Source organism: Streptococcus sp. SC1 (assembly GCF_030272855.1).
Classification (GTDB): Bacteria; Bacillota; Bacilli; order Lactobacillales; family Streptococcaceae; genus Streptococcus.
The window spans coordinates 274,446-297,195 of sequence record NZ_JAQCMU010000002.1 but is presented as its reverse complement, the minus strand read 5'-3'; the positions used below and the strand labels follow the sequence as shown (position 1 = coordinate 297,195).

21 protein-coding genes and 1 pseudogene are annotated in these 22,750 nt (G+C 41.4%); 16 read left to right on the top strand and 6 right to left on the bottom strand.

Annotated elements, in window-relative coordinates:
- Positions 1-58 precede the first annotated feature (58 nt).
- The 3 genes from PAN94_RS04335 to PAN94_RS04325 form a co-directional block, all read right to left on the bottom strand.
- On the bottom strand, positions 59-1,585 hold the full coding sequence (locus tag PAN94_RS04335; RefSeq protein ID WP_285874801.1) for an ATP-binding cassette domain-containing protein: 1,527 nt from the start codon (positions 1,583-1,585) through the stop codon (positions 59-61).
- Between the two features lie 369 nt (positions 1,586-1,954).
- Positions 1,955-2,695, bottom strand: coding sequence for an amino acid ABC transporter ATP-binding protein (locus PAN94_RS04330; protein ID WP_005590533.1), 741 nt, complete (start codon positions 2,693-2,695; stop codon positions 1,955-1,957).
- On the bottom strand, positions 2,695-4,869 hold the full coding sequence (locus PAN94_RS04325; RefSeq protein WP_285874799.1) for an ABC transporter substrate-binding protein/permease: 2,175 nt from the start codon (positions 4,867-4,869) through the stop codon (positions 2,695-2,697). Before PAN94_RS04325 ends, PAN94_RS04330 begins: the two co-directional genes overlap by 1 nt.
- Before the next feature lie 166 nt (positions 4,870-5,035).
- Here PAN94_RS04325 and PAN94_RS04320 point away from each other — a divergent pair, with 166 nt between their 5' ends.
- The 6 genes and pseudogenes from PAN94_RS04320 to PAN94_RS04290 all read left to right on the top strand — a co-directional run bounded on the left by PAN94_RS04320 (position 5,036) and on the right by PAN94_RS04290 (position 10,576).
- On the top strand, positions 5,036-5,983 hold the full coding sequence (locus PAN94_RS04320; protein WP_285874798.1) for a CPBP family intramembrane glutamic endopeptidase: 948 nt from the start codon (positions 5,036-5,038) through the stop codon (positions 5,981-5,983).
- A gap of 159 nt (positions 5,984-6,142) precedes the next feature.
- On the top strand, positions 6,143-8,131 hold the full coding sequence (gene uvrB / locus PAN94_RS04315; protein WP_285874797.1) for an excinuclease ABC subunit UvrB: 1,989 nt from the start codon (positions 6,143-6,145) through the stop codon (positions 8,129-8,131).
- A gap of 14 nt (positions 8,132-8,145) precedes the next feature.
- Entirely contained in the window at positions 8,146-8,769 is a 624-nt protein-coding gene (locus PAN94_RS04310) for an NAD(P)H-dependent oxidoreductase (RefSeq protein WP_285874796.1), read from the top strand.
- 58 nt (positions 8,770-8,827) lie between these two features.
- A pseudogene (locus tag PAN94_RS04305) lies at positions 8,828-8,977 on the top strand (GNAT family N-acetyltransferase); the annotation flags it as partial.
- Between the two features lie 35 nt (positions 8,978-9,012).
- Positions 9,013-9,558, top strand: a complete 546-nt coding sequence (locus PAN94_RS04300) for a DUF1697 domain-containing protein (protein ID WP_285874794.1) — start codon at positions 9,013-9,015, stop codon at positions 9,556-9,558.
- Between the two features lie 538 nt (positions 9,559-10,096).
- On the top strand, positions 10,097-10,576 hold the full coding sequence (locus tag PAN94_RS04290; RefSeq protein WP_285874790.1) for a hypothetical protein: 480 nt from the start codon (positions 10,097-10,099) through the stop codon (positions 10,574-10,576).
- A gap of 17 nt (positions 10,577-10,593) precedes the next feature.
- On the opposite strand, the gene PAN94_RS04285 is transcribed toward PAN94_RS04290, so the two are convergent.
- Positions 10,594-11,370: an XRE family transcriptional regulator gene (locus tag PAN94_RS04285; protein ID WP_005590524.1), complete on the bottom strand. Its 777-nt coding sequence runs from the start codon at positions 11,368-11,370 to the stop codon at positions 10,594-10,596.
- 90 nt (positions 11,371-11,460) lie between these two features.
- Complete coding sequence (locus PAN94_RS04280; protein ID WP_005590523.1) at positions 11,461-12,303, bottom strand: DegV family protein; 843 nt, start codon at positions 12,301-12,303, stop codon at positions 11,461-11,463.
- Positions 12,304-12,429: 126 nt separating this feature from the next.
- Between PAN94_RS04280 and PAN94_RS04275 the strand changes: the two genes are divergently transcribed.
- The 7 genes from PAN94_RS04275 to PAN94_RS04245 all read left to right on the top strand — a co-directional run bounded on the left by PAN94_RS04275 (position 12,430) and on the right by PAN94_RS04245 (position 19,514).
- The gene (locus PAN94_RS04275) at positions 12,430-13,002 is read left to right on the top strand and encodes a TetR/AcrR family transcriptional regulator (RefSeq protein WP_015605159.1); all 573 of its coding nucleotides are present in this window, start codon (positions 12,430-12,432) and stop codon (positions 13,000-13,002) included.
- 183 nt (positions 13,003-13,185) lie between these two features.
- Complete coding sequence (locus tag PAN94_RS04270) at positions 13,186-13,527, top strand: LytTR family DNA-binding domain-containing protein (protein ID WP_285874786.1); 342 nt, start codon at positions 13,186-13,188, stop codon at positions 13,525-13,527.
- A 1-nt stretch (position 13,528) separates the two neighbouring features.
- Positions 13,529-14,260 carry a response regulator transcription factor gene (locus PAN94_RS04265; protein ID WP_048765076.1) on the top strand — a complete coding sequence of 244 codons (732 nt, stop codon included), beginning with the start codon at positions 13,529-13,531 and terminating at the stop codon, positions 14,258-14,260.
- Between the two features lie 32 nt (positions 14,261-14,292).
- Positions 14,293-15,639, top strand: coding sequence for a sensor histidine kinase (locus tag PAN94_RS04260; RefSeq protein WP_048765074.1), 1,347 nt, complete (start codon positions 14,293-14,295; stop codon positions 15,637-15,639).
- Between the two features lie 1,095 nt (positions 15,640-16,734).
- A complete protein-coding gene (locus PAN94_RS04255; protein ID WP_285874783.1) occupies positions 16,735-17,598 on the top strand; it encodes an ABC transporter ATP-binding protein in 864 nt (287 codons plus the stop codon).
- Entirely contained in the window at positions 17,595-18,755 is a 1,161-nt protein-coding gene (locus tag PAN94_RS04250; RefSeq protein ID WP_285874782.1) for an ABC transporter permease subunit, read from the top strand. The genes PAN94_RS04255 and PAN94_RS04250 overlap by 4 nt, the downstream gene beginning before the upstream one ends.
- Positions 18,756-19,115: 360 nt before the next feature.
- Complete coding sequence (locus tag PAN94_RS04245) at positions 19,116-19,514, top strand: hypothetical protein (RefSeq protein ID WP_285874780.1); 399 nt, start codon at positions 19,116-19,118, stop codon at positions 19,512-19,514.
- 210 nt (positions 19,515-19,724) lie between these two features.
- On the opposite strand, the gene PAN94_RS04240 is transcribed toward PAN94_RS04245, so the two are convergent.
- Positions 19,725-19,895, bottom strand: coding sequence for a DUF3042 family protein (locus PAN94_RS04240; RefSeq protein ID WP_005590510.1), 171 nt, complete (start codon positions 19,893-19,895; stop codon positions 19,725-19,727).
- Between the two features lie 82 nt (positions 19,896-19,977).
- Between PAN94_RS04240 and miaA the strand changes: the two genes are divergently transcribed.
- Genes miaA through PAN94_RS04225 form a run of 3 tightly spaced genes read left to right on the top strand, consistent with a single transcriptional unit; the run spans position 19,978 to position 22,748 of the window.
- Positions 19,978-20,862, top strand: coding sequence for a tRNA (adenosine(37)-N6)-dimethylallyltransferase MiaA (gene miaA / locus PAN94_RS04235; RefSeq protein ID WP_285874778.1), 885 nt, complete (start codon positions 19,978-19,980; stop codon positions 20,860-20,862).
- A 31-nt stretch (positions 20,863-20,893) separates the two neighbouring features.
- On the top strand, positions 20,894-22,132 hold the full coding sequence (hflX, locus tag PAN94_RS04230) for a GTPase HflX (RefSeq protein ID WP_285874776.1): 1,239 nt from the start codon (positions 20,894-20,896) through the stop codon (positions 22,130-22,132).
- A complete protein-coding gene (locus tag PAN94_RS04225) occupies positions 22,125-22,748 on the top strand; it encodes a cystathionine beta-lyase (RefSeq protein ID WP_285874775.1) in 624 nt (207 codons plus the stop codon). Before hflX ends, PAN94_RS04225 begins: the two co-directional genes overlap by 8 nt.
- Positions 22,749-22,750: the final 2 nt, after the last annotated feature.

Genomic DNA, 22,750 nt, shown 5'->3' with positions numbered 1-22,750 from the left:
AGTTCATAGATTGATACTAAACAAAACGAAAAGAGTTGGAATTTCCAACTCTTTTTGCTTATAGTTTAACTTCCTCCAACCCTGTTTCTGTCAGTTTATAAATCTTCTGGCAGACTTCTTTGAGAAAGATTCGGTCGTGGGAGACAGCGATAATAGCACCAGGATAGGTCGTCAATAGCTGGCGAACTTGAGGCTGAGAGGTGGGAGAGAAGTTGCGGGTTGGTTCGTCCAGAAGGAGGACATTGGGACGGTCTAGGACCAGTTTGAGCAGGAGGAGCTTGGCTTTTTGACCGCCGGAAAGCTGTCCAATCGGGTGGCGGGCCTCGTCGCGCGTGAACTGGAGACTGGCTAGATGGGTCAGAATTTTCTCCTCCTGAGCCTTGTCGCCAGAGGGAGCCAGAAAGTCCAAAGGACTGCTCTCATCAGTCAGCAAGTCTCCATAATGCTGGGGCATGTAGCCGACCCGCATATCTGTCCGCTCACGCAGAATCTTCCATATTTCTTTAAGCAGAGTAGACTTGCCTGCGCCATTAACACCAATCAGTCCGATTTTTTCCTGGCCGCAGACCTCCAGAGTCAGGTTCTCCGCTAACTGTCGTCCGTCTGTTTCCAGTTTCATTCCTTCTAATTTGAGGATTCTTTTGGTCAATGGCAGAGCTTCTATGTCTGAGAAGTGAAGGCTGATGGCATCTTCCTGTGTCGGGATTTCGGTCATTTCAGCACCTGCCTTTTCAAATCGTTTGCCCTGTGAGAGGACGTTTTTCATCTTCTTGGCTAGTAGTCGGCCTTGGACATCATTTTTGGTATTTCTCAAGGCATTCTCAACATTTTGCTTAACCCGTCGGTGTTTTTCCATGGTTTTGGCGTGTTCTTCCCGCTCTTTCCGCGCCAGTTGCCCCTGTTTCTCAAAGGCCTCCTGACGCTGCTGGCGGTAATTTTCATAGTCCAGACTCTTGACGCTAGTTCTAGCCTCCTGTTTCTTTTTGATTCGCTCCAGATGAACAATCTTGGTCGCAGCTTGAGCAAGAAAGTGCTCGTCGTGAGAGACGAAAAGGACCGTTCTCTGGCTGTGGCTGATAAAGTTTTCCAGCCAAGTCAGAGTTTCAAGATCGAGGTCATTAGAGGGCTCGTCGAGAAAGAGAATATCCCAATCGCTGGCTAGTTTCTTGATGAGTTGGACCTTGAGCTTTTCTCCTCCAGATAGACTGGCGAGCTGCTGCTGACTGGCAAAACGCTGGCTGTCAAAGTTGAGCTCCCCAGCATAGCGATAGAGCTTGGCATAGTCTAGCTCAGTCTCAAAATCAGCAAAGAAATAGTCATTGAGCGTCAGTTGGGCATCCTCTGAAGGCAGTTGCTGGGGCAGATAAACAGCAGCAGTATAGGACTTATCAATCTGTCCGCTGTAGCTGACATAGGAGCTGACAAGTCGCTCGTCTAGCAGGAGCTTGAGCAGGGTGGACTTGCCATTGCCCTCCTCTCCGATAATACCGACCTTGTCTCCTTGATTGATGGTCAGTGTCAGATCTTTGACCAGCTCCTTCAGGTCTTTTAAGTGGGTAATGGTTAGATTTCTTATTTGCAGCATAGATATCTCCTTTATTTTTTAAAACAAAATACAGCCCTGCTTTATTTAGCAGAGCTGTTAAGATTGCACAAAGAAGACACAGGAGTGTCCAAATAGGGGCATTCGTTTTTAGAGTTCTAGCTTGCACTGTCAGAGGAGCGACAGGATTAATCAAAAGATAAGGCATAGATGCTTGAAAGCACAAAAAAACGAAAGTCCCGCGGATATGCAGAAACATGACAAAATCTACTAAATAAAGTTTCCTTTAAAAAATAGACTTAATTTTTCATGTCTCCGTGTACCTCCGAAATCATTCTACCTTTAGTCTAGCAAAAAGGGCAACATAAGTCAATAAAAATCCTGAAAGATTACTTTCAGGATTCATCATGTTTATACGTTAAGCACCTTGTCCAAGAAGTCCTTGAGACGTGGATGCTGAGGGTTATCGAAGATTTGGTCTGGTTTGCCGTCTTCTAGGAACTCACCGTCAGCGGTAAAGATGACGCGATTAGCAACCTGACGGGCAAAGCCCATTTCGTGAGTCACAATCAGCATGGTCATGCCCTGCTGAGCCAGATCCTTCATAACGTTGAGAACGTCACCAACCATTTCAGGGTCGAGAGCAGAAGTCGGCTCGTCAAAGAGCATGATATCTGGGTTCATAGCCAATCCTCGAGCGATGGCCACCCGCTGTTTTTGTCCTCCTGACAGGCTATCTGGTTTGGCATCAGCCTTGTCTGCCAGCCCAACCTTCTCCAAGAGCTCCATACCAAGCTTGTCTGCATCAGCTTGGCTCATTCGCTTATGCTCAACAGGAGCAAAGGTGATATTTTGCAGGACGGTCATGTGTGGGAAGAGGTTGAAGTGCTGGAAGACCATTCCGATATCTTCACGAACATGGTCCACATTGGTAGCCTTATCTGTCAAGTCATAACCGTTGACAGTAATGGTCCCACTAGTTACTTCTTCAAGTAGGTTCAGGCTGCGTAGGAAAGTTGATTTACCTGATCCAGAAGGACCGATAATACAAACAACATCTCCCTCATAAAATTTAGCACTAATCCCTTTTAGGACTTCATTTTCCCCATAGTATTTATGTAAATCATTAACATCAATTTTTAATTTAGCCATTAGTGAATCCTCTTTTCTAAGCGTTTAGCCAATCTTGTTAAGAGTGTGATGATGACCAAGTAAAGCACTGCTAGGATAGCATACATCTTGAAGCTCTGATAGTTACGGGCGATGATAATTTTACCTGTTTGGAAGAGCTCAACAAGTCCGATAGCTGATACGATAGTTGTATCCTTGAGAGCGATGACGAACTGGTTGACAAAGTTTGGTAGCATGATCTTAGTTGCTTGAGGCAGGATAATCTTGCGCATGGTCTTTCCATACGAGATCCCCAGACTTCGGCTAGCTTCCATCTGTCCGACCGGAACGGCTTGAATCCCTCCGCGAACAATTTCAGCGATATATGCACCAGCATTGAGTGACAGAGCAATTGTTCCTGCAACGAAGTCGTTGATTGGACTTTGGTGACCAGTCATAGATTCAATGAGGTTTGGAATTCCCCAGAAGATGAAGGCAGCCAGAATCATAAGTGGAATACCACGAATAACGTCAACAAAAATTTCTGAAATGATGCGAAGCGCTTTGATAGGGCTGACGCTGAACATCCCAAAGATAATCCCGATCACCATGGCAATCGCAAAGGAAATCAATGCTAAAGCAATGGTAATTCCAAGTCCGCTTAACAGTTGTTTGTAGTTGTTTTGGAGAAGTCCCCAGATAGTTGTTTCATCAACGGTTGTGGAATTATCCTTCTCAGATGAGAGATATTTATCAAGGATTTCTTGGTATTTACCATTCGCTTTTAGATTAGCCAAACCATTATTGAACATCTCGATGAGTTCAGGGTTAGTGCCTGCTTTTACTGCAAAAGCAACTTCACCACTAGGGGTTCCTTCGATTGGCGTTTTCATTTTTTTGCCTTGATTGATGGCATATTTGACAACTGGCTCATCGTCCATAATAGCAGCGACAGAGCCAGAGTTCAGACTATCATACATAGAAGAACCGTCTGAAAAAGTTTTGATTTTGTAACCGTATTTGCTTTGATTTTCGACGAGGAAGGTTTGAGAGGCCGTACCGTTCTTGACTCCGACGGTCTTTCCTTTCAAGTCTTCATAGGAGCTAATAGTGCTTGATTCTGTCACCGCAAGGATAGAGTTAGCAGTGTAGTATGGTTCAGAGAAATTAAAGGTTTCTTTGCGGGCCTCTGTCACAGACATCCCAGCAATCATCCCGTCAGCTTGACCAGATTGAACGGCATTGATAGCAGCGTCAAAACCAGGGTTAGAGATTTCCAGTGTAAAACCTTGGTCTTCGGCAATGGCTTTGATCAAGTCCATGTCAATACCAGTGTATTGGTTGCTATCATTTTGGAAAACGAAAGGAGCAAAAGATGAGTCGCTGGCAATCGTATATTTAGCTTTGACTGGAGTAGCTTTTTGTCCAGACTTGGTTGTGGTCTCTGGCACTGCTGAGTTTGTTGAAGTTTTGGAAGCAGCAGTCCACTTGTTGATGATGTCTTTCAAAGTGCCATCTTTTTTCATCTGAGCCAAGGCTTCGTTAAACTCAGTGACTAGGTATTCGTATTTGCTGCCTTTTTTGACACCAAATGCGAAGCTACCAACGGCCTCACCCTTCATTGAGATTTTCAAATCTTGTCCTTGGCTGATTGCGTACTCGATAACAGGTTGGTCATCCATAGCTGCATCAACGGCTCCAGCTGTTAGGCTGTTATACATAAGGTCGCCTGTATCAAATGTTTTGATAGTAAAACCGTATTTGTCCTTGATCTTTTCAAGGAAACGTTGTGCGGCTGTACCGTTTTTAACTCCGACAGCCTTTCCTTTAAGTTGATCGTAAGATTTTACTGTATTAGCCTTGGTCGTTGCGATGACAACTTTTGTGTCATAATATGTATCAGACATGGTAAAGACTTTTTCGCGTTCAGCAGTCTTGGTCATACCTGCCATAATGGCATCGGCCTGTCCTGCTTGAACGGCATTGACAGCAGCGTCAAAGCCAGGGAAGGACATTTCATATGCCCAGCCCTTGATTTCAGCAACTTTATTGATAATATCTATATCAATCCCTTTATAGGTTTGATCGGAATCTTTAAATTCAAATGGGGCATAAGCCGTGTCAGATACGATTTTGATGGTATCTGCATGAATAGTTGTTCCTAATGCAAAGATAGGGAACAATGCTAGCAGAAAAGCTATGATTTTTTTCTTCATACTTTCTCTCCTTTGTTAGAATATTGTCTGATTATATCAGAAAAATTTGAAAAAGGCAAATATTTTCTGTTTTGATGTCATATCTTCTAACATAACAACGAATATTGGCTCTTATACTATTATGATAAAATGTGTTATAATAGATAAATCAAGAAAGGAGATTTCTATGTTTAAATCACGCATGTTAGATAATGTGAAGCTGTCGCGCTATATTCCGCCGATTTGGTTAGCAATTCTGATCTCTATTGGCTTTATCCAGATAGGAGAAATCCTTGCAGTCATTGGAATGATTCCGATTGGGATCGTCATTGGAACTGTGCTTGCCATGGTAAATCCGACAGCTGACCGAGCAACAGTTATGGAAGTGTTCGGGCATTATGGTATCTTTTTTCAGCTGGGTAGTTTTTTCTTTATGGCTTTACTTGTTTTTCTGTGGGTCAAGTTTCGAGAAAAGAGACCTTTCTCCAGTCTGGGCTTCTTTAAGGAAGGATGGCTGAAAGAACTGGGTAAAGGATTTCTGATTGGTTCGATACAGTTTTCGCTTATCGTTGCCCTACTCTTGCTGACAGGATCTGGGAGACTGGAATTAGCAGAGCTTAGTTTAGAGCCAGTTCTCTTTATTCTTGCCCTGATACCTTTTTGGATTCTGCAAGGTGGCACGGAGGAGTTGGTGACGCGTGGCTGGCTTTTTCCAGCGGTTAGTGCCAAATCAAATATCCTTGTTGGTGTCTTGGTTTCCAGCACTTTATTTGGGGCGATGCACCTCCTCAATGCTGGTGTGACTGTCCTTTCCATTGTTACTATTATCTTGGATGGGATTTTTGCCTGCCTACTTATGATCAAGTATGATAATATGTGGGTCTTGGCTGGTATGCATGGCGCTTGGAATTTCGTCCAAGGAAATGTCTATGGCATCCAGGTCAGCGGGAACGGAGCTACTGCCTCTGTCTTTAATTACACTTCTCAGACTTCTATTGATTGGCTTTCAGGAGGAGCTTTCGGTGCTGAAGGATCTATTTTTGCCAGTATCGTTCTGATTGGCTGCATTGCCTATCTTTACTGGTCACTCAAGAAAGAAAATGGCCTGCCTCAGGCATTGATGTTTAAGAAATAAAGACATCGCTCAGCTTAGCTGGGCGATTTTTGATGTTAATGAATGATCAGAATGCAAGACTAGCCGTTCTTAGAGATGTAGCTACTAAATCAGAGCCAAAGGCAGAGAAAATGTGTCAAATATGGTAAAATGATAGAAGCACAAGTTAAGGAATAAAAGATGATTAACAGAATAACAGATAATAAATTTGAATTGGTGTCTAAGTACGAGCCTTCAGGTGACCAGCCTCAAGCTATTGAACAGCTGGTGGATAATATCGAGGGAGGCGAGAAAGCCCAGATTCTCATGGGAGCGACGGGTACTGGTAAGACCTATACCATGAGTCAGGTTATCGCTCGGGTCAACAAACCAACTCTGGTTATTGCCCATAATAAAACGCTGGCCGGCCAGCTTTATGGTGAGTTCAAGGAGTTCTTCCCTAATAACGCGGTGGAATACTTCGTTTCCTACTATGATTACTACCAGCCAGAGGCCTATGTACCTTCCAGCGATACTTATATCGAAAAGGATAGCTCGGTCAATGACGAGATTGATAAGCTCCGTCACTCAGCTACATCAGCCCTTTTGGAGCGCAACGACGTGATTGTCGTGGCTTCGGTCTCTTGTATCTATGGTCTGGGTTCGCCTAAGGAATACTCCGACAGCGTGGTAAGTCTGCGTCCGGGCTTGGAAATTTCCCGTGACAAGTTGCTTAATGATTTGGTAGATATCCAGTTTGAGCGCAATGACATTGACTTTCAGCGGGGGAAATTCCGCGTTCGAGGCGATGTAGTGGAGATTTTCCCTGCTTCTCGGGATGAGCATGCCTTTCGGGTGGAGTTTTTCGGAGATGAGATTGACCGGATTCGTGAGGTTGAAGCCTTGACAGGTCGAGTCTTGGGTGAAGTGGACCATTTGGCCATCTTCCCGGCCACTCACTTCGTAACCAATGAGGACCACATGGAAGTAGCCATTGCCAAGATTCAGGCGGAGTTGGATGAGCAGCTGGCTATCTTTGAGAAGGAAGGCAAGCTGCTGGAAGCCCAGCGCTTGAAGCAGCGCACGGAGTACGATATCGAAATGCTGCGTGAAATGGGCTATACGAACGGAGTTGAGAATTATTCTCGCCATATGGATGGTCGTAGCGAAGGAGAGCCACCTTATACCCTTTTGGACTTTTTCCCGGATGATTTCTTGATTATGATTGACGAGAGTCACATGACCATGGGACAGATTCGGGGTATGTACAATGGCGACCGCTCTCGCAAGGAAATGCTGGTTAATTATGGTTTCCGCTTGCCGTCTGCCTTGGATAATCGTCCACTGCGTCGGGAGGAATTTGAGAGTCATGTTCACCAGATTGTCTATGTATCGGCTACGCCGGGTGACTATGAAAATGAACAGACGGACACTGTTATTGAGCAGATTATCCGGCCAACAGGGCTTCTGGATCCAGAGGTGGAAGTCCGCCCAACTATGGGACAGATTGATGACCTTTTGGGTGAAATCAATGCTCGTGTTGAAAAGAACGAGCGGACCTTTATTACAACCCTGACTAAGAAAATGGCGGAAGATTTGACGGACTACTTCAAGGAAATGGGTGTCAAGGTCAAGTACATGCACTCAGACATTAAGACCTTGGAACGGACCGAGATTATTCGAGACCTGCGCTTGGGTGTCTTTGACGTTTTGGTTGGGATCAACCTTTTGCGCGAGGGAATTGACGTGCCTGAGGTTAGTCTGGTAGCAATTCTTGATGCTGACAAGGAAGGTTTTCTCCGCAACGAACGTGGCCTGATCCAGACCATCGGTCGGGCAGCTCGCAACAGCGAGGGCCATGTGATCATGTATGCTGACACCATGACCCAGTCTATGCAGCGAGCTATCGATGAAACTGCTCGCCGTCGGGCAATCCAGATGGCATATAATGAAGAGCACGGCATTGTACCGCAGACCATCAAGAAAGAAATCCGTGACCTAATCAGTGTGACCAAGGCTGCCCTGCCAGACAAGGAAGAAACGGTCGAAATCGAAAGCCTCAATAAGCAAGAACGCAAGGACATGATCAAGAAGCTAGAAGGTCAAATGCAAGAAGCTGCTGGGCTTCTGGACTTCGAACTGGCGGCACAGATTCGCGATATGATTCTGGAAATAAAGGCGATGGATTAGAGAGGAGAGAACGTATGAAAATTTTGGTTATTAATGGGCATCCTGATAAAGAGAGCTATTGCCAAGCAATTTTTCAGACAATTGTTGAGAATATTGATTTAAGTAGACATGAGATTGAGGTCATCAATCTCAACGAAGAGAATTTTGATCCTGTTTTACGTTACGGTTATCGGAAAAGGATGAAGGAGGATTTGTTTATTCTACGCTCTCAGAAATTAATCCAGTGGGCGGATCATTTCATCTTTGTTTATCCTATTTGGTGGAGTAGTATGCCTAGCCTGTTAAAGGGGTGGATTGATCGTGTATTTACCCCCGGAATTGCCTATTCAGCTAATCATCAGGGAAATTTCTTTTGGAATTACATTACTGGTAAGCAGTTTAAAAAACTTTTAAAAGGGAAAACAGCAGATATTTATGTAACTTCTGATGCCCCCACTAACTGGTATAAAATGTTCTCAGGATTGATTAGTATCCCTGATAGTTATGGTATTGCAGTATTGAAAAATGCAGTCTTGAATCATTGTGGAGTTAAAACTAGGAGAATAAGTGTTTTTGGTCAAGTCGCCCAAAACACAACAACTGCTATAGATCGTCAAAAATATTTGAAAAAAGTTTCAAATCAGATTAATAAAATGTAAAATCGCTTATCTTGATTTCTCCTGTAATGATCTGACAAATGTTTCATGCTCCCTCAGAATTTTATTATGGGTGTTAGAAGATAACAAACGTGCCATCGCTTTCTATGAAAAAATCGGTTTTGTTTTTGACGGTGAGGAAAAGGTCGTTGACTTAGGAAAAGCAGTGAAAGAAAAACGGATGATTTACATGAGAAACTCGAACAGTTAGTCTGAAAACAATAGATATATTTTTAAGGAGCACACATGCGTTATGCACTTTTACTCCGCGGCATTAATGTCGGCGGGAAAAACAGGGTCGTTATGGCTGATTTGAAGAAGGATTTGGCTAGGTTGGGGTTTGAAAATCCAGTTTCCTACATCAATAGTGGCAATCTTTTCTTTGATAGCGAAGAGCAGGAGGAGAGGATTCGGAAGATTTTGACGGATTATTTTAGTCGGTCTTATGATTTTTCTTTGCCTTTTGTCCTTGTCAGTTCTGCCATGCTTGAAAAAGAAATAGCCAATCTGCCTACTTGGTGGCAGGATGAAACAGCCTTTCGGCGAGATGTTCTTTTTTATCTGCCGGATACAGAAAGGGAGAGTGTCCAAGAGCTGGCAGGTAGTTGGGCAAATGACAAGGAGCAGCTACATTTTGGGCAGACGGCTTTCTTTTATAGCAATGCTGACCAAGCGGACTATCTCAAATCTAATTACCATAAGAAACTGCTCAAGTCTAGTTTTTATAAGCAACTGACTATCCGAAACGGCAAGACTTTCCAGAAGATTGTGGAGTTGGTTGGAAATGAGTGAGTTAAATGTGGAAAATACAAGGGAAGAAAAAGAGAAGCGCTGGAAGTTTTCTAGAGTTATTTGGCTAGTGCTCTATCTCTTGTTATTTATCTTTGTCTTGCTACATTTTAGCTTGAGTCCCTTTGGTTTGGCCTTTACTCCGCTCCTGTGGAACAATTGGCTTTTTCTTCTATCAGTGGTCGTATTTTGTCATTTGTGGTTTCTCTTTTTGAAAAAGAGAGAGTTTCGCTGGTTCCATCTCATCTGGGGGATCCTGAGTATTCCTCTTGCACTTTTTATATGGTTTACAATTTTCTTTCATTTCTCTATAGTCAAATCAGAAAATTCTGTCCCAATTAATATGGATTACGGGATAGATGGGAGAGAAGTTATTTTACGAAAAGGCTTTTTATTTGGGGAATATGATGAATACCATGATTTAGTCAATACCTATATCATGAAAACCAAGGTCGATCGTGTTCGCTATATTGATTGATGCAGGTCTTGTCAATGGATCTAGCTCAAAAGCCCGTTCAAACAAGCTAGTAGAGGGAGGTATATGGATGTGAATAAAAATAGGAATGAGTGGATGTGGCTAGATAAAGTGAATACATGGCTCAAGCGCCATGGTTTTCTAGCTTGGTTATTGGATTTCTCCGTCCTTATTCTTTTTGCAATGATTACGGGTATCCTAGTTTTTCAAATCCCCTTCCTCCCTACATATTTAAAGAGTAATTATGTTTTTCCTTTGTTTATAAATATTCTTGTTTTACTGTACTATGCCTATGGTTCTATCCTACGTGAAAATAGTGTAAAGAGGGTCACTTCTTTGAAAGACTTAGTCAATCCTCTCCTTTATATAAATCCTGTGGTTCTTTTGCTACATTACTTTGGAGTGAGGAGCCGCCGTCATAGACCTTTGCTACCACTGCCTACTTTGGACCATCGCTATGTCTGGTTCCCAATTGCCACTTATATTATTTTCTTTCTGATAGCAGCAGTCATCACGATTGCAAGCAAAGGAAGTAAGAAAAAATAGAAAAGCCGCTTTATGTACTAAAGTGGCTTTTGTGCTTGTTCTGATAAATCTAAGGGCATAAAAGCAGCCATGACACGGCCGATGACCTTGGGTTCTTCTTGATGCGGGATAAATTTGTCGCTGTATTTTTTATTGAGTGAGATGAGGCGGATGCCAGTTGGATCGTTGAAAACTCTTTTCAAAATGGTTTGTCCGTCGTAATCAATGGCATAGATAGCGCCAGCAAACTCAAAATGTGTATTCTTGATGAGAGCCACAGACCCTTGCGGATACTTGGGTTCCAGCGAATCTGTTCGAATCCAGAGGGCAATATCATAGTCAAGCTCTTTGTCTAACCAGACGATGTCAGCTTGTTCGGGCTTGTTCAAGAAAGTCTGGAAGCTTTCATAGACCTTGTAAGGAAAATAATTATCTTTTAATCTCTCCTCAGTTGTTTGATCATCCAGCTCTTTTTTAGCAAAGTCTGTCACAGCTTGCTTGCGGGTCTGGTCTAGGGATTGGAAAATATCTGTGAACTCTAGCGAAAATGGTGTAGGGCTATGAACTGATAAATAGCGAGGATCCAGTTCTTGAACATCCATATCAAAGAAGTCTGCAATTTTTTGCATATTTTCGAGGACAGGCAGGGAATTTCCTTTTATATAGCCAGTAAGAGTGCTGGCTGGGATTCCTGTTCCTCGGGAAAGTTCAATTTGTTTGATTTGCTTTTGCTTCAATAAAGTTTTGATTTTTTTAGAAATGAGCCGCATTGCCTCCTTATCCTGGGGGCTAGCGACACCGCGTCCTCTGGCCATGATATTCACTCCTTTTCTTTCTTCTATTTTAACGAATTAAATCGAAAAAGTAAAGAGCTGAATACGAATATTCAGCTCAAAAGGAGAGGATTAAATTTCGTAGCCCATCAAGAGGCCGCCTTCTTCTGCGTAAAAGCTGCAAAGTCCAGAAGTTGGTAGGAATGAAATGTCGGCAGCTGGGAATTTTTCCTTGATAACTTCCGAAAATTGCTGGCAAAATTTCTCGTTATTGCGATGAGCAATGATAATGCGACCGCCCTTATATCCAGCTTTCAGAACTTCATCGACAGTAGCAGTCAGAGCCTTTTTAGCCCCTCTAGCTTTTTGGAGAAGCTCCAGAGTACCGGTATCGCTGGCTTCGCCGACCATGCGAATATTGAGGAGGCCGACAACTGCACCGATTAGCTTACTGAGACGCCCATTTTTGACCAGATTATCTACCTTAGCCAGCACAAAGAGAAGCTTTGTGTTTTTTTGGTAGTGGGTAATGGCTTGCACGACTTGCTCAAAAGAAAGTCCTTCTTTGATGAGGTCGTTCAATTTTTTGACGATCAGATCGACCTCGCCACCAGCCGAAAGGCTATCAATGACGTGGATATTTGCTGTTGGTTTTTCTTCTAAGAAGAGCTTTTTGGCTAGCTGGGCGCTATTGTGGCTACCAGAAAGAGAGCTTGTAATCGTCACGACAAAAATATTTTCGGCCCCTTCAAAGCTTCTAAGGTAGTCATCAGGGCTTGGGCAGGCCGATTTTGAAGCACTTGAAGTAGCATACATTTTTTCCATCATGCCATCAATATCAAGGTGCGCATTATCCACAAAAATTTCATTATCAATCTGAATGGTCAGCGGCACACTCTCAAACCTTGTCTGGTTGGCCAGATCTGTAATCTCACGGTAGTCACAGCCAGAATCGGCAACAATTTTCCAAGTCATTTAGTTTCTCCTGCTCTATCAGTTCTCTACATTGACAAAAAACATGTCTTTTCTTACAATTATAACATGAAGATGCTTTGATATAAAGCCTTAATTCTCAGCTGATACAGGAAGAAAGAAATTGTTATGGCGGAAAAGAAAATATCAGAAAAATCCCTTGCAAATTTAAAAACTTATAATCAAGAATCTAATCGAATTACAAAGGAATCCTTGGAAATTTCTCTGATGCAATTATTAGAGAAGAAAGATTTGAAAAAGATTACCATCTCTGAATTAGTCGAGCGAGCTGGGGTTTCGCGCGCAGCCTTTTATCGTAACTATAGCTCCAAAGAAGAAATTCTAGAGGGAATTTTCAAAAATACCGTTCAGGGAATTGTCGATAAGCTGGAGCAGTTTAATTTCAAGACAGAAATGTACCAGATTTGGCTTTTTCTTTTTAAGGAAGCTAAGAAGGAAGCGCGTGTCATTAGTTTGGCTATTGATTATAATTTTGAAAAGTTGCTGACGCAGGCGGTCTTTGATTTCCTTGAAAAGCGTAGCAAAGGTGGGAAGAAGACCGCTAATTCCTATATGAATTCATTCTGGAGTTCTGCGGTTGTTTCGGTGCTTTCCAAATGGATCAAAGAAGGCATGAAGGTTCCAGCTGAAAAGATTGCAGCTTTGGGTATGCCTCTTTTCCCGCAGAAAAAGAAAAAATAAGAGTTTGTACAAATGTTTGGCACCAATATATCAGACTGAAATAATAGATCGTAAAAACTTACCTAACAAGTAAGTTTTTACTTAGTGCTTTTGAGACCATTTAAGACTTCTCAGCTACCATTTAGGATTTGGGGGTTATTTGCGATGCAACCTGTGCTATGCTAGAGCAAAGGAGGTAGACAAATGGCTACTATCGTAATCAAAGACGGCAGCACTCTTCGAAAGCTGGATCTTTCGACAATTTACTATATCCAGTCCCATTCTCAAAAGCCGCACATCGTTCTCATCGTGACAGAACGAGGCAACTACAGCCTTAGGGCTTCTCTGACTGAGCTGGCTAAGCTCTATCCTGATGCGCTGGTTCACTGTAATCGTCAAACACTGGTCAATTTAGCCAAGGTCCAAGGATTTGACAGGGGGCGTAAAAGCTTGTTCTTTGAGCAGTCTGACTTAGGAGCTATTGTCTGCTCAAGGCGTCATTTATCCAGTCTCATCAAGCGCTGGTCTCGGGAAGGAAGAAAATAAGATGAAAATTTTTGTATTAGAAGACGATCTTAAGCAACAAGCCTATATGGAGTCAACCATTCAGGGAATTTTGGAAAAGAACGGCTGGGAATGCCAGTTTTTAGAAATCTACGGCAAGCCGGACCTGCTGATTGATGCAGTGAGGGAACGGGGGAGCCATCAGATTTTCTTTTTGGATATTGAGATTAAGCAAGAGACGCAGAAGGGACTCGAGGTGGCAGGAAAGATTCGCAAGTTGGACCCCTATGCTCTGATTGTATTTGTGACGACTCACTCAGAATTTATGCCCTTGACTTTTCGCTATCAGGTATCAGCTTTTGACTTTATTGACAAAGGTTTGCCTGAGGAAGATTTTATCAAGCAGATGGAGCAGGACCTAGCCTATCTTTATGAGAGAAAGGACAGTTTTCAAGCTGAGGAAACTTTTCTCTTTGAAAATTCTAAGTCGGATTTTCAGGTGCCTTTTAATGAAATCTATTATTTTGAGACATCAGAAGTGCCTCATAGACTAGTTCTCTATACCAAGAAAGAGCGGATCGAATTTTACGGACAGCTTTCTGAGATTACAAAGCAGGACAAGCGTCTCTATCGGTGCCATCGCTCTTATGTGGTCAATCCAGCGAACATCTCTCAGCTGGATAAGATAGAAAACATAGCCTATTTTCCTAATGGCGCTAGTTGCTATGTATCACGTCTCAAGATGAAAGGATTACGGGCAGCTTTAAGGCAGTAGGGAATTCATATGATAGAAGTAGGAGAGGAATTGTGGTTATAGGATTGAAAATTGTAGCATTAATATTTCAGGTTTTAGCTTTATTTATTCTTTTTTCAAATATCAGTGGCAAAAAAATGAATTGGAAAAAGTATCTATTAGCAACTCTTGGATTGAATTTTATAGGGATTTTGCTTGCGATCATAGACTTAGTGATTGAGAATAAATTTTTTTCATATGTTAATTTCTTAACGCTTCCTATCTATTTTTTAATTTTTTCCTTATTGATAAACAAAAATATACCAAAGGTTCTTTCTATATTCTATGGTCTTTTTCCAGTTATCTTTTGGAATGTTCTACATCGTCTATTCTCTTTCTTTTTAAGAAATATAATACAATCCCATGTTCAAGTTCAGATAGATCCTAACAAATATACTATATATATTTCAGCAATTCTAGCTAGTTTATTATCATTATTCTTACCTAGACTATTGTATTATGATTTTAAACGATTAAGAGAGTATAAGTTAAGAAAAAAAGATATAAAATTAATTACTTTTCTAAATATTTCCATGATTTTTTATTATATATTTGTTCAATATTTTACTTATATCGAAATGTATCAGCACTCACTTAACTTATATTATCGTGAAATAATCGTAGTTGTTTATATTATTCTCTTTCTCAGTTCGATAAATATCCTAGACCGTAATTTGCGAGAGCGAATTCAACAGCAGTTAAGTGAACAAAGAGAGTTGCAGTTGAGAAATATGTCCGATTACAGTCAGCATATCGAAGAACTTTATAATGAGTTGCGAAGTTTCCGGCATGATTACATCAATATTTTAAGGAGTCTGAAGTTGGGAATTGATACGCATGATTTACCAGCCATCGAGCAGATTTATAACCAAGTCCTTAAAGACTCAGGTCAAGCGCTCAACCAATCTAAATATGATTTGGGTCGTCTGTCCAATATCCACAATGATGCTCTCAAGAGCGTCTTGTCAGCAAAATTTCTAGAAGCTCAGAGCAAGGGAATAGAAATTGGCTTGGAAGTTCCGCAGGAAATCAAACCTCAAGGAATGGAGTTGCTTGATTTTATCACGATTGTTTCCATATTGGCTGATAATGCTATGGAAGCAGCAGTGGAGACTAGTCCTCCAGTGGTTTCTTTTGCCTTTTTGGAGCAGGAAGGTAGGCAGATTTTTATTGTTGAGAATACAATAAAAGAGTTTTCTATCCATTCCGATACTATTTTTAAAAAGGGCTTTAGCACTAAAGGAGAAAATAGAGGGCTTGGTCTCTCCAATGTTCAAAATATTATCAGCCACTATCCCAATGTTTCTCTGAGAACCACTAGTCATGATCACTCTTTTAGACAAGAGTTGGAGATAAAATGAATTTATTAGATTGCGAATGATTAGATTTGCCACTTGATTTAACTCAATGAGAGTAACAAGAACTGTTTATGAGTAAAAAAAGACAATTTAAGATTTTTTATGCCACACCTGTTTAAAAGTGCTATAATTAATATAGGGTTTAAGAATACGAAGGCACTAAGAGAAATGCCTTGTTTAGAGACAAATATAATTTAAATTCAAACTGTTGTCTGGTTTTTTGTTATTTAATTGTTAGGAGTGACAAGAAATGAAGAAATTATATAGCAATACATATCTAATGCGATTTTTAACTGCCCAGCTTCCTAGTCTGGCTCTATTCATTATAATTTTAAGTAACCAGGTTTTTAAAGCATCGCTTCTAGTCCAGATTTGTTTTTATTTGATACTTGTGAGCAATCTTGTGTTGAATCTTTATTTTATGAACCAAATAAAAAAAGAAAGAAGTTCCGACATCTTATCAAACCAAATTTTCTTTACTATTTTGACTTTGGCTCTGTTTATATTTAGTTCTTACAGACTAATAACGATTAGTGATGACTTTCAAAAATTAATTGCTCTGATATCCACTATTTTATTATTTATCTTACTTATTCTACTTATTTGGGGAATAAAATACGCCAAGATGGTTAATAGAAAACATAAAACAAATTAAATTTGCTAAATTGAACGGAATATCGCTATACTCTCTCTGTCTTACTTTTTCGTGATGTTTTCTAAGAATATTTCTTATAGCATTTTTCCAAGAAGACGATACGGAATATCCTGCTGGTCAATTCTTTCTTATGCTCTTTGTAATTTAAATTTTATTATTTTAGTAAAAACAGCATTTGCTTCTAGCAAGTGCTGTGTTTTTTTCTTCAAATGACCATTTAGGATGAAATACTGACTGTTTATGATTTTCGGCTTGTTATTTGAAGAAAGCGCGCTATAATCTAAGTAGGTTAAGATTGACTTTACAAATGGTTGAAATCTGTTAAGACAAAAAAACTTTTAATCAAAAATTTATGTTATAATAACAGTATAATAATCGTTTGTAATTTTGGGAAAAAGGTGATTTGCTATATCTAATGGCGCTTTTTGGAATGGAGGGCATCTATGAAGTTAGAAATGACAGGCATTAGCAAGAGCTATGGCTCTAAGTCTGTGCTCAAAGATATTTCCTGTGACTTTACTGAGGGAGTTTATGGTTTGCTTGGGGCAAATGGTACAGGTAAGACGACCTTGATGAATATCATTTGTGATCTCATAAAGCCGAGCCAAGGAAGGATAAAGTTTGATGATGCCTCGCATGCCGAAGAATATATTCAGTATCTTGGATTCTTGCCTCAAGATTTTTCTTATTATCATAACTTTACGGGGCTTGATTTCCTTTTATATATGGCTGCTCTTAAGGGAATGACGAGGAAACAAGCCAGAGTAGAGAGTGATAAGTTTTTGAAACTTACTGGTTTATATGATGTTCAGAAAAAGAAGATTGCTTCCTATTCGGGTGGTATGAAGCAAAGACTCGGCATTGCGCAGGCACTTCTCAATAATCCCAAAATATTGATTTTAGATGAGCCAACCGTGGGTCTGGATCCCAAGGAAAGGGTGAAATTCAGAAATATTATCAGTGAGCTATCGGCTGATAAAATCATCCTCTTATCTACCCATATCGTGTCGGACGTAGAAGCGATAGCCAAGGAAATCCTAATCCTAAAAGATGGAAATTTTGTGGAAAGAGGTAGTGCTAAGGAACTTCTTTCGCTTATCGATGGGCAAGTTTGGGAATTTCGTGTTTCCGAGCGTGATTGGCAGCGTTTTGCAAAGGATTATGTCATTGTGAATGAGCGGATAGAACCAGACGGTATCGTCTTGCGGGTTATTAGCGATGATAGTCCTTTCGAAGGGGCGCAACGGATAGTGCCAAGCCTGGAAGATTTGTATATTTATTACTTTAGAGAGGAGGTAAATGGATGATAGCTTTAGTTCCTTTTGAATTGAAAAAATTATTAAAAAAGAAATCAGTTTTAGGTGCAGTCTTGGCTATTATGTTGGTTTTAGCTGGATTGTTTTATGCAAATTTTTTTAATGATGGTCAAATTAGCGGATCTTCAGCTGATCGAATACATGGAAAACAAGCAGTTGTGATCAAACAAAAGATTGCTGAAGAGCATACTGGTTATTTATCTGATGAGTTAATGGATAAAATCGTTAATGACTATGCAGCGAATATGCCCTATTTCAAACAGAATGATTTGTATGATATGTTTTCCTGGTATGCCATTGATCGTCTCGTCCCCAATTCTCAAGAAATTTTAACAGATACTTATAAATCTGATGATGTCTTACATTACGATCAGATTAGTCTCAAGTCGCAAGAAGAGCTGCAATCCTATTTTCCCTTAAAAACCTTAAAGCTGGGAAATTTTGCTCCTTGGCATAAGTTGTTTAATACCTTAAATGCTGCTTTTAGTTTAATGGTGGTATTTGTGATCTATATTTGCTGCTCTGTTTTCTCAGGTGACCGAGCAAGAAAGATGGATTCATTGCTTCTAACAACTAAATATGGTCGCAATCAGTTAACGATTGCAAAAATCTTATCTGTTTTTGGAATTGCTACTTTAACATTTGTCCTTGTTAATAGTCTTGTTTTGCTGGTGTTTGGAACCTACTTCGGTTGGAGCGGTTGGGATACCAGTGTCCAGATGAATTTGGAATGGATTTCGACCATTTATAATATTTTGCAATTCCCTGTCCAGATGAATCTCTCAGAATTGTTAATTCGCCTTATCCTATTCCAGTTTGTTGGTTTACTCTTTATTCTTGGGGTGATGGTTCTCATATCTAGTTTGACAAAGTCGCCTCTAGCAACATTTGCAAGTTCTGTAGGGATGTTCTTGGCCCCAGACTTTTTGATGAATATCTTTAGAGATGGTTTGATAAATAAGATACTAACTATTTTTTCAATTTCAACCGATGGAACGGAAGGAATCTTATTGAAACTTTCCAATAGCAAAGGCTTTTTCTTCAATGATTTTACTACAAATGCTATCAGCGTGATTATTGTCCGACTCTTTCTCATGCTCCTCTGCTGTCTGATGACTTATCGGATCATCCGAAAAAGAGGACTGTAAACTAGCTGTTGTCTATTTTATTGTATTTTAGAGAAGTAGTTTCGCTTTTCTGATGGAATATACAAGGAAAAAAGAGGTCGCTAATATGGAAAAGAAATTGTTTTTTAAAATTTCTCTGCTTATATCTTTTGTGTTAACGGCAGGAGGTCTATTATTAACACTCTGTAATTATTTATTTTTTAATTATCCGTTTTTAAACCAAACTACGGTAGGTCTAATTGTCTCGTTTTTAATGGTTTTGCTTATATTTTTTAGTTCTCATCATAGAAATAAGGATTGATTTTTTGAATTACTTGAGAATAAAAAGAAAAAAACTGCTAAAGACATTCTTTGAATTTATCCTTTAAAGGAGTTGATTTTATGACTAATACTAGGCGAGCAGTAGTTGCTACGAGCTTAGGTTTCATCTTATTGTTAGCAGTGGGAATTCTCCTACAGATTCGCTTTGGGAGCATGGTCTTTTTGCTAAGTCTATTCTGTTTCGCGGAAGCATTTATCATCTGGTACTCGAAAAGTAAGTCTAAGTCGCAGATCAGCGGTGATCGGAGTATTGAACTCTTCTGGCTTTATATCAAGCGGTTGAAAATCTTTTATGTCATAATTTTATGTCTCGCGCTTCCTTTCGTTTTCCTGTCCTCTGAGCCCACTTATGATTTGTTTTTTGTGCTTGGGTTGTTAGTATTCTTGCTCTTAAGCAATTATATCTTTAGCTCTCATGGCATTCGGCCATCTAAGAAAGAGAGAAATGTAAAAGATTAATTGTTTTATCTGTAGCAGTTATTCAGCTTGCTGTTTTCTACAAAAGAAAAGAGGCTGGGACAAAAGTCCTAGCCTCTCAATTGTCTTTGTATTGTCGAGCAAGACGCATAGTTGAGTAGGGCTCTACTCAACTATGCGGAGGTGGGACAGAAATCGAATTCTAACGAATTACCGATTTCTGTCCCACTCTCTTTTTTAAAATGTGCAGGCTTAGTGTGCTACACGTTTGCGAGCGGCTTTCTTACGGTTTTCTTCGATGAAAGCTGCTTTTTGTTCCTCAGGTTCGATAACTTTTTTCTTAAAGGCATAGACTGCACCAGCAAGAGCAGCAACAGTACCTGCTACACCTGTAAGAACGCCTTTTCCAAATCCTTTAGCCATATGATTTCTCCTTTTCTGAACTTTTATTATTTATGTTATAATTAATAGTAACGAAAAATCAAAATTTTTTCAAGGAAAAAAGATGAAAACCAAAATAATTGTGATAGTGGGGCCGACGGCAGTTGGGAAAACGGCTCTGAGTATCGAGGTAGCCAAGCGCTTCAATGGCCAAATCATCAGCGGAGATAGCCAGCAAGTCTATCGTGGTTTGGATATTGGCACGGCTAAGATTCGTCCTGAGGAGCAGGAAGGCATTCCCCACCATCTGCTGGATGTGCGGGAGGTCGGCGAGAGCTATTCGGCCTATGATTTTGTGACAGAGGCGGCTCAGGCTATTCGCGAGATTGAGGCTCAAGGTCAGCTTCCCATCATTTGCGGTGGTACGGGGCTCTATATCCAGAGCTTGCTCGAGGGCTACCATCTGGGCGGCTCCGTCCCTCACGAGGAGATTCTGGCCTATCGGGCGCAGCTGGATACTTGGTCGGATGAGGCTTTGTTTGGAAAAATAGCAGAGCTGGGTATCGAGATTCCTCAGATAAATCGGCGCAGAGCTATGAGGGCGCTGGAGATTGCCCATCTGGGCGGTTCGCTAGAAAATAGCCAGCCAGACTATGAAGCCTTGCTGATTTGTCTAGATGATGAGCGACAAAAACTTTATGACCGAATCAATCAGCGAGTGGATCTGATGCTAGAAGCCGGACTTTTAGAAGAAGCCCGTTGGCTGTATGAGAAAGCTCCAACCAGTCAAGCCAGCAAGGGGATCGGCTACAAGGAACTTTTCCCCTACTTTGAAGGTCAGATGAGCCTAGATGAGGCGGTGAACAAGCTCAAGCAGAACACCCGCCGTTTCGCCAAGCGCCAGCTAACTTGGTTTCGCAATCGGATGTCCGTAACCTTTTATCAGGTGGGAAATCCAGACTACAAAGAGCAGGTTATGGAAGACATCAGGAAGTTTTTGGACAAATAGCTGGCTGACCAAGTCTTAATAAGGATATGAGATGATAGAAACAGAGAAAAAAACAGAGCGTGTCTTTTTGGTCGGTGTGGAACTGGCAGACACAGAAAATTTTGACCTATCCATGGAGGAACTGCAAAGTCTGGCTAAGACGGCAGGAGCTGAGGTAGTCGGCTCCTATAGCCAGAAGAGGGAAAAGTATGATAGCAAGACCTTTGTCGGTTCTGGCAAGTTAGAAGAGATCCGGCAGATGGTTGATGCCGAAGAGATTTCGACCGTCATTGTCAATAACCGTCTGACACCTCGCCAAAATGTCAATCTGGAAGAAAGCTTGGGCGTCAAGGTCATTGACCGTATGCAGCTGATTTTGGATATTTTTGCCATGAGGGCTAGAAGTCATGAGGGGAAACTTCAGGTGCATTTGGCCCAGCTCAAGTACCTGCTTCCTCGCTTGGTTGGGCAGGGCATTATGCTCAGCCGTCAGGCTGGTGGAATTGGCTCTCGCGGGCCTGGTGAAAGTCAGCTGGAGCTCAATCGACGCAGTGTACGCAATCAGATTCATGATATTGAGCGCCAGCTCAAGGCGGTCGAGAAAAATCGGGCAACCGTTCGTGAAAAGCGGCTAGAGTCCAGCATTTTCAAAATCGGCCTCATCGGCTATACCAATGCTGGCAAGTCCACTATTATGAACTGCTTGACTAGCAAGAGCCAGTATGAGGCGGACGAACTCTTTGCGACGCTGGATGCCACGACTAAGAACATCAACCTCAGTGGTCAGCTCAATGTCACGCTGACGGACACAGTTGGCTTCATTCAGGATTTGCCGACAGAGCTGGTATCCAGCTTTAAATCCACTCTGGAAGAGAGCAAAAATGTCGATTTGCTGGTCCATGTTATTGATGCTAGTGACCCTCATCATGAGGAGCATGAAAAGACTGTCCTTGACATCATGAAAGAGCTGGATATGCTGGATATTCCCCGGCTGACTCTCTATAACAAAGCGGATAAGGCGGAGGATTTCACCCCGACCCTGACTCCTTATTCTTTGATTTCGGCTAAGGCGGACAATAGCAGAGCTCTTTTGCAGCAAGTCCTGCTGGAGCGGATGAAAGAGCTCTTTGTGCCTTTTACCATCAAGGTAGCGCCGTCTAAGGCCTACAAGATTCATGATTTAGAGAAAGTCGCAATTATCGGAAATCGAGAATACATAGACGATATCGAAGCTATTTCAGGCTGGATTGCCGAAAAAAATAAATGGAAACTGGAAGAATTTTATGACTGATTTTATTGACTTGGCCCTCAAATACGGCGGTTTTACGAGCCTAGACAGGGTCTACTTAGAGCAAGTATTGGCTGGCCTGACGGAAGAGCAGAAGCTGAGCTTTATCACACCGCCACCTAGTGTTATCAACGCTTACTTTGCTGAGCTTTATCAAAAGAAAAGTCCGGAAGCCGCAACAGCCTATTTTCTAGAAATTACGCAAGCGCTGGACTTGTGGAATCCTGAGCCCAACTTTCTAGAAACTAAACCTTTTATCCGCCTCAATCTTTCTGGCAAGTCCTATGGATTTTGCTACGAGAAGAAGGAAGTCGGCTTGGTCTTCCCTGAAAAGCCAGAGCCGGTATCAGCTGACTTGCTCTTTGAAATCGCGCAAGTCTTTCCCCAGTACTTGGTCTACGAAGAAGCTGGGAGAATAAAAATGGTGCCTCTCAAAGCTGAGTCTCAAGTCGTGGAATGTAAGCAACTGACTGCCTTGACCGATTGGCAGCAGCTTGCGGATGGCAGCCAAAGAGTTCTGGGCTACAATCAAGATGAAGTCAGTCAGCTGGCCCAGTCCTATGCTGGCAAAAAATACTATCACTCGCAGAATCGCTCTGCTATGATTTATATCATTTAGAA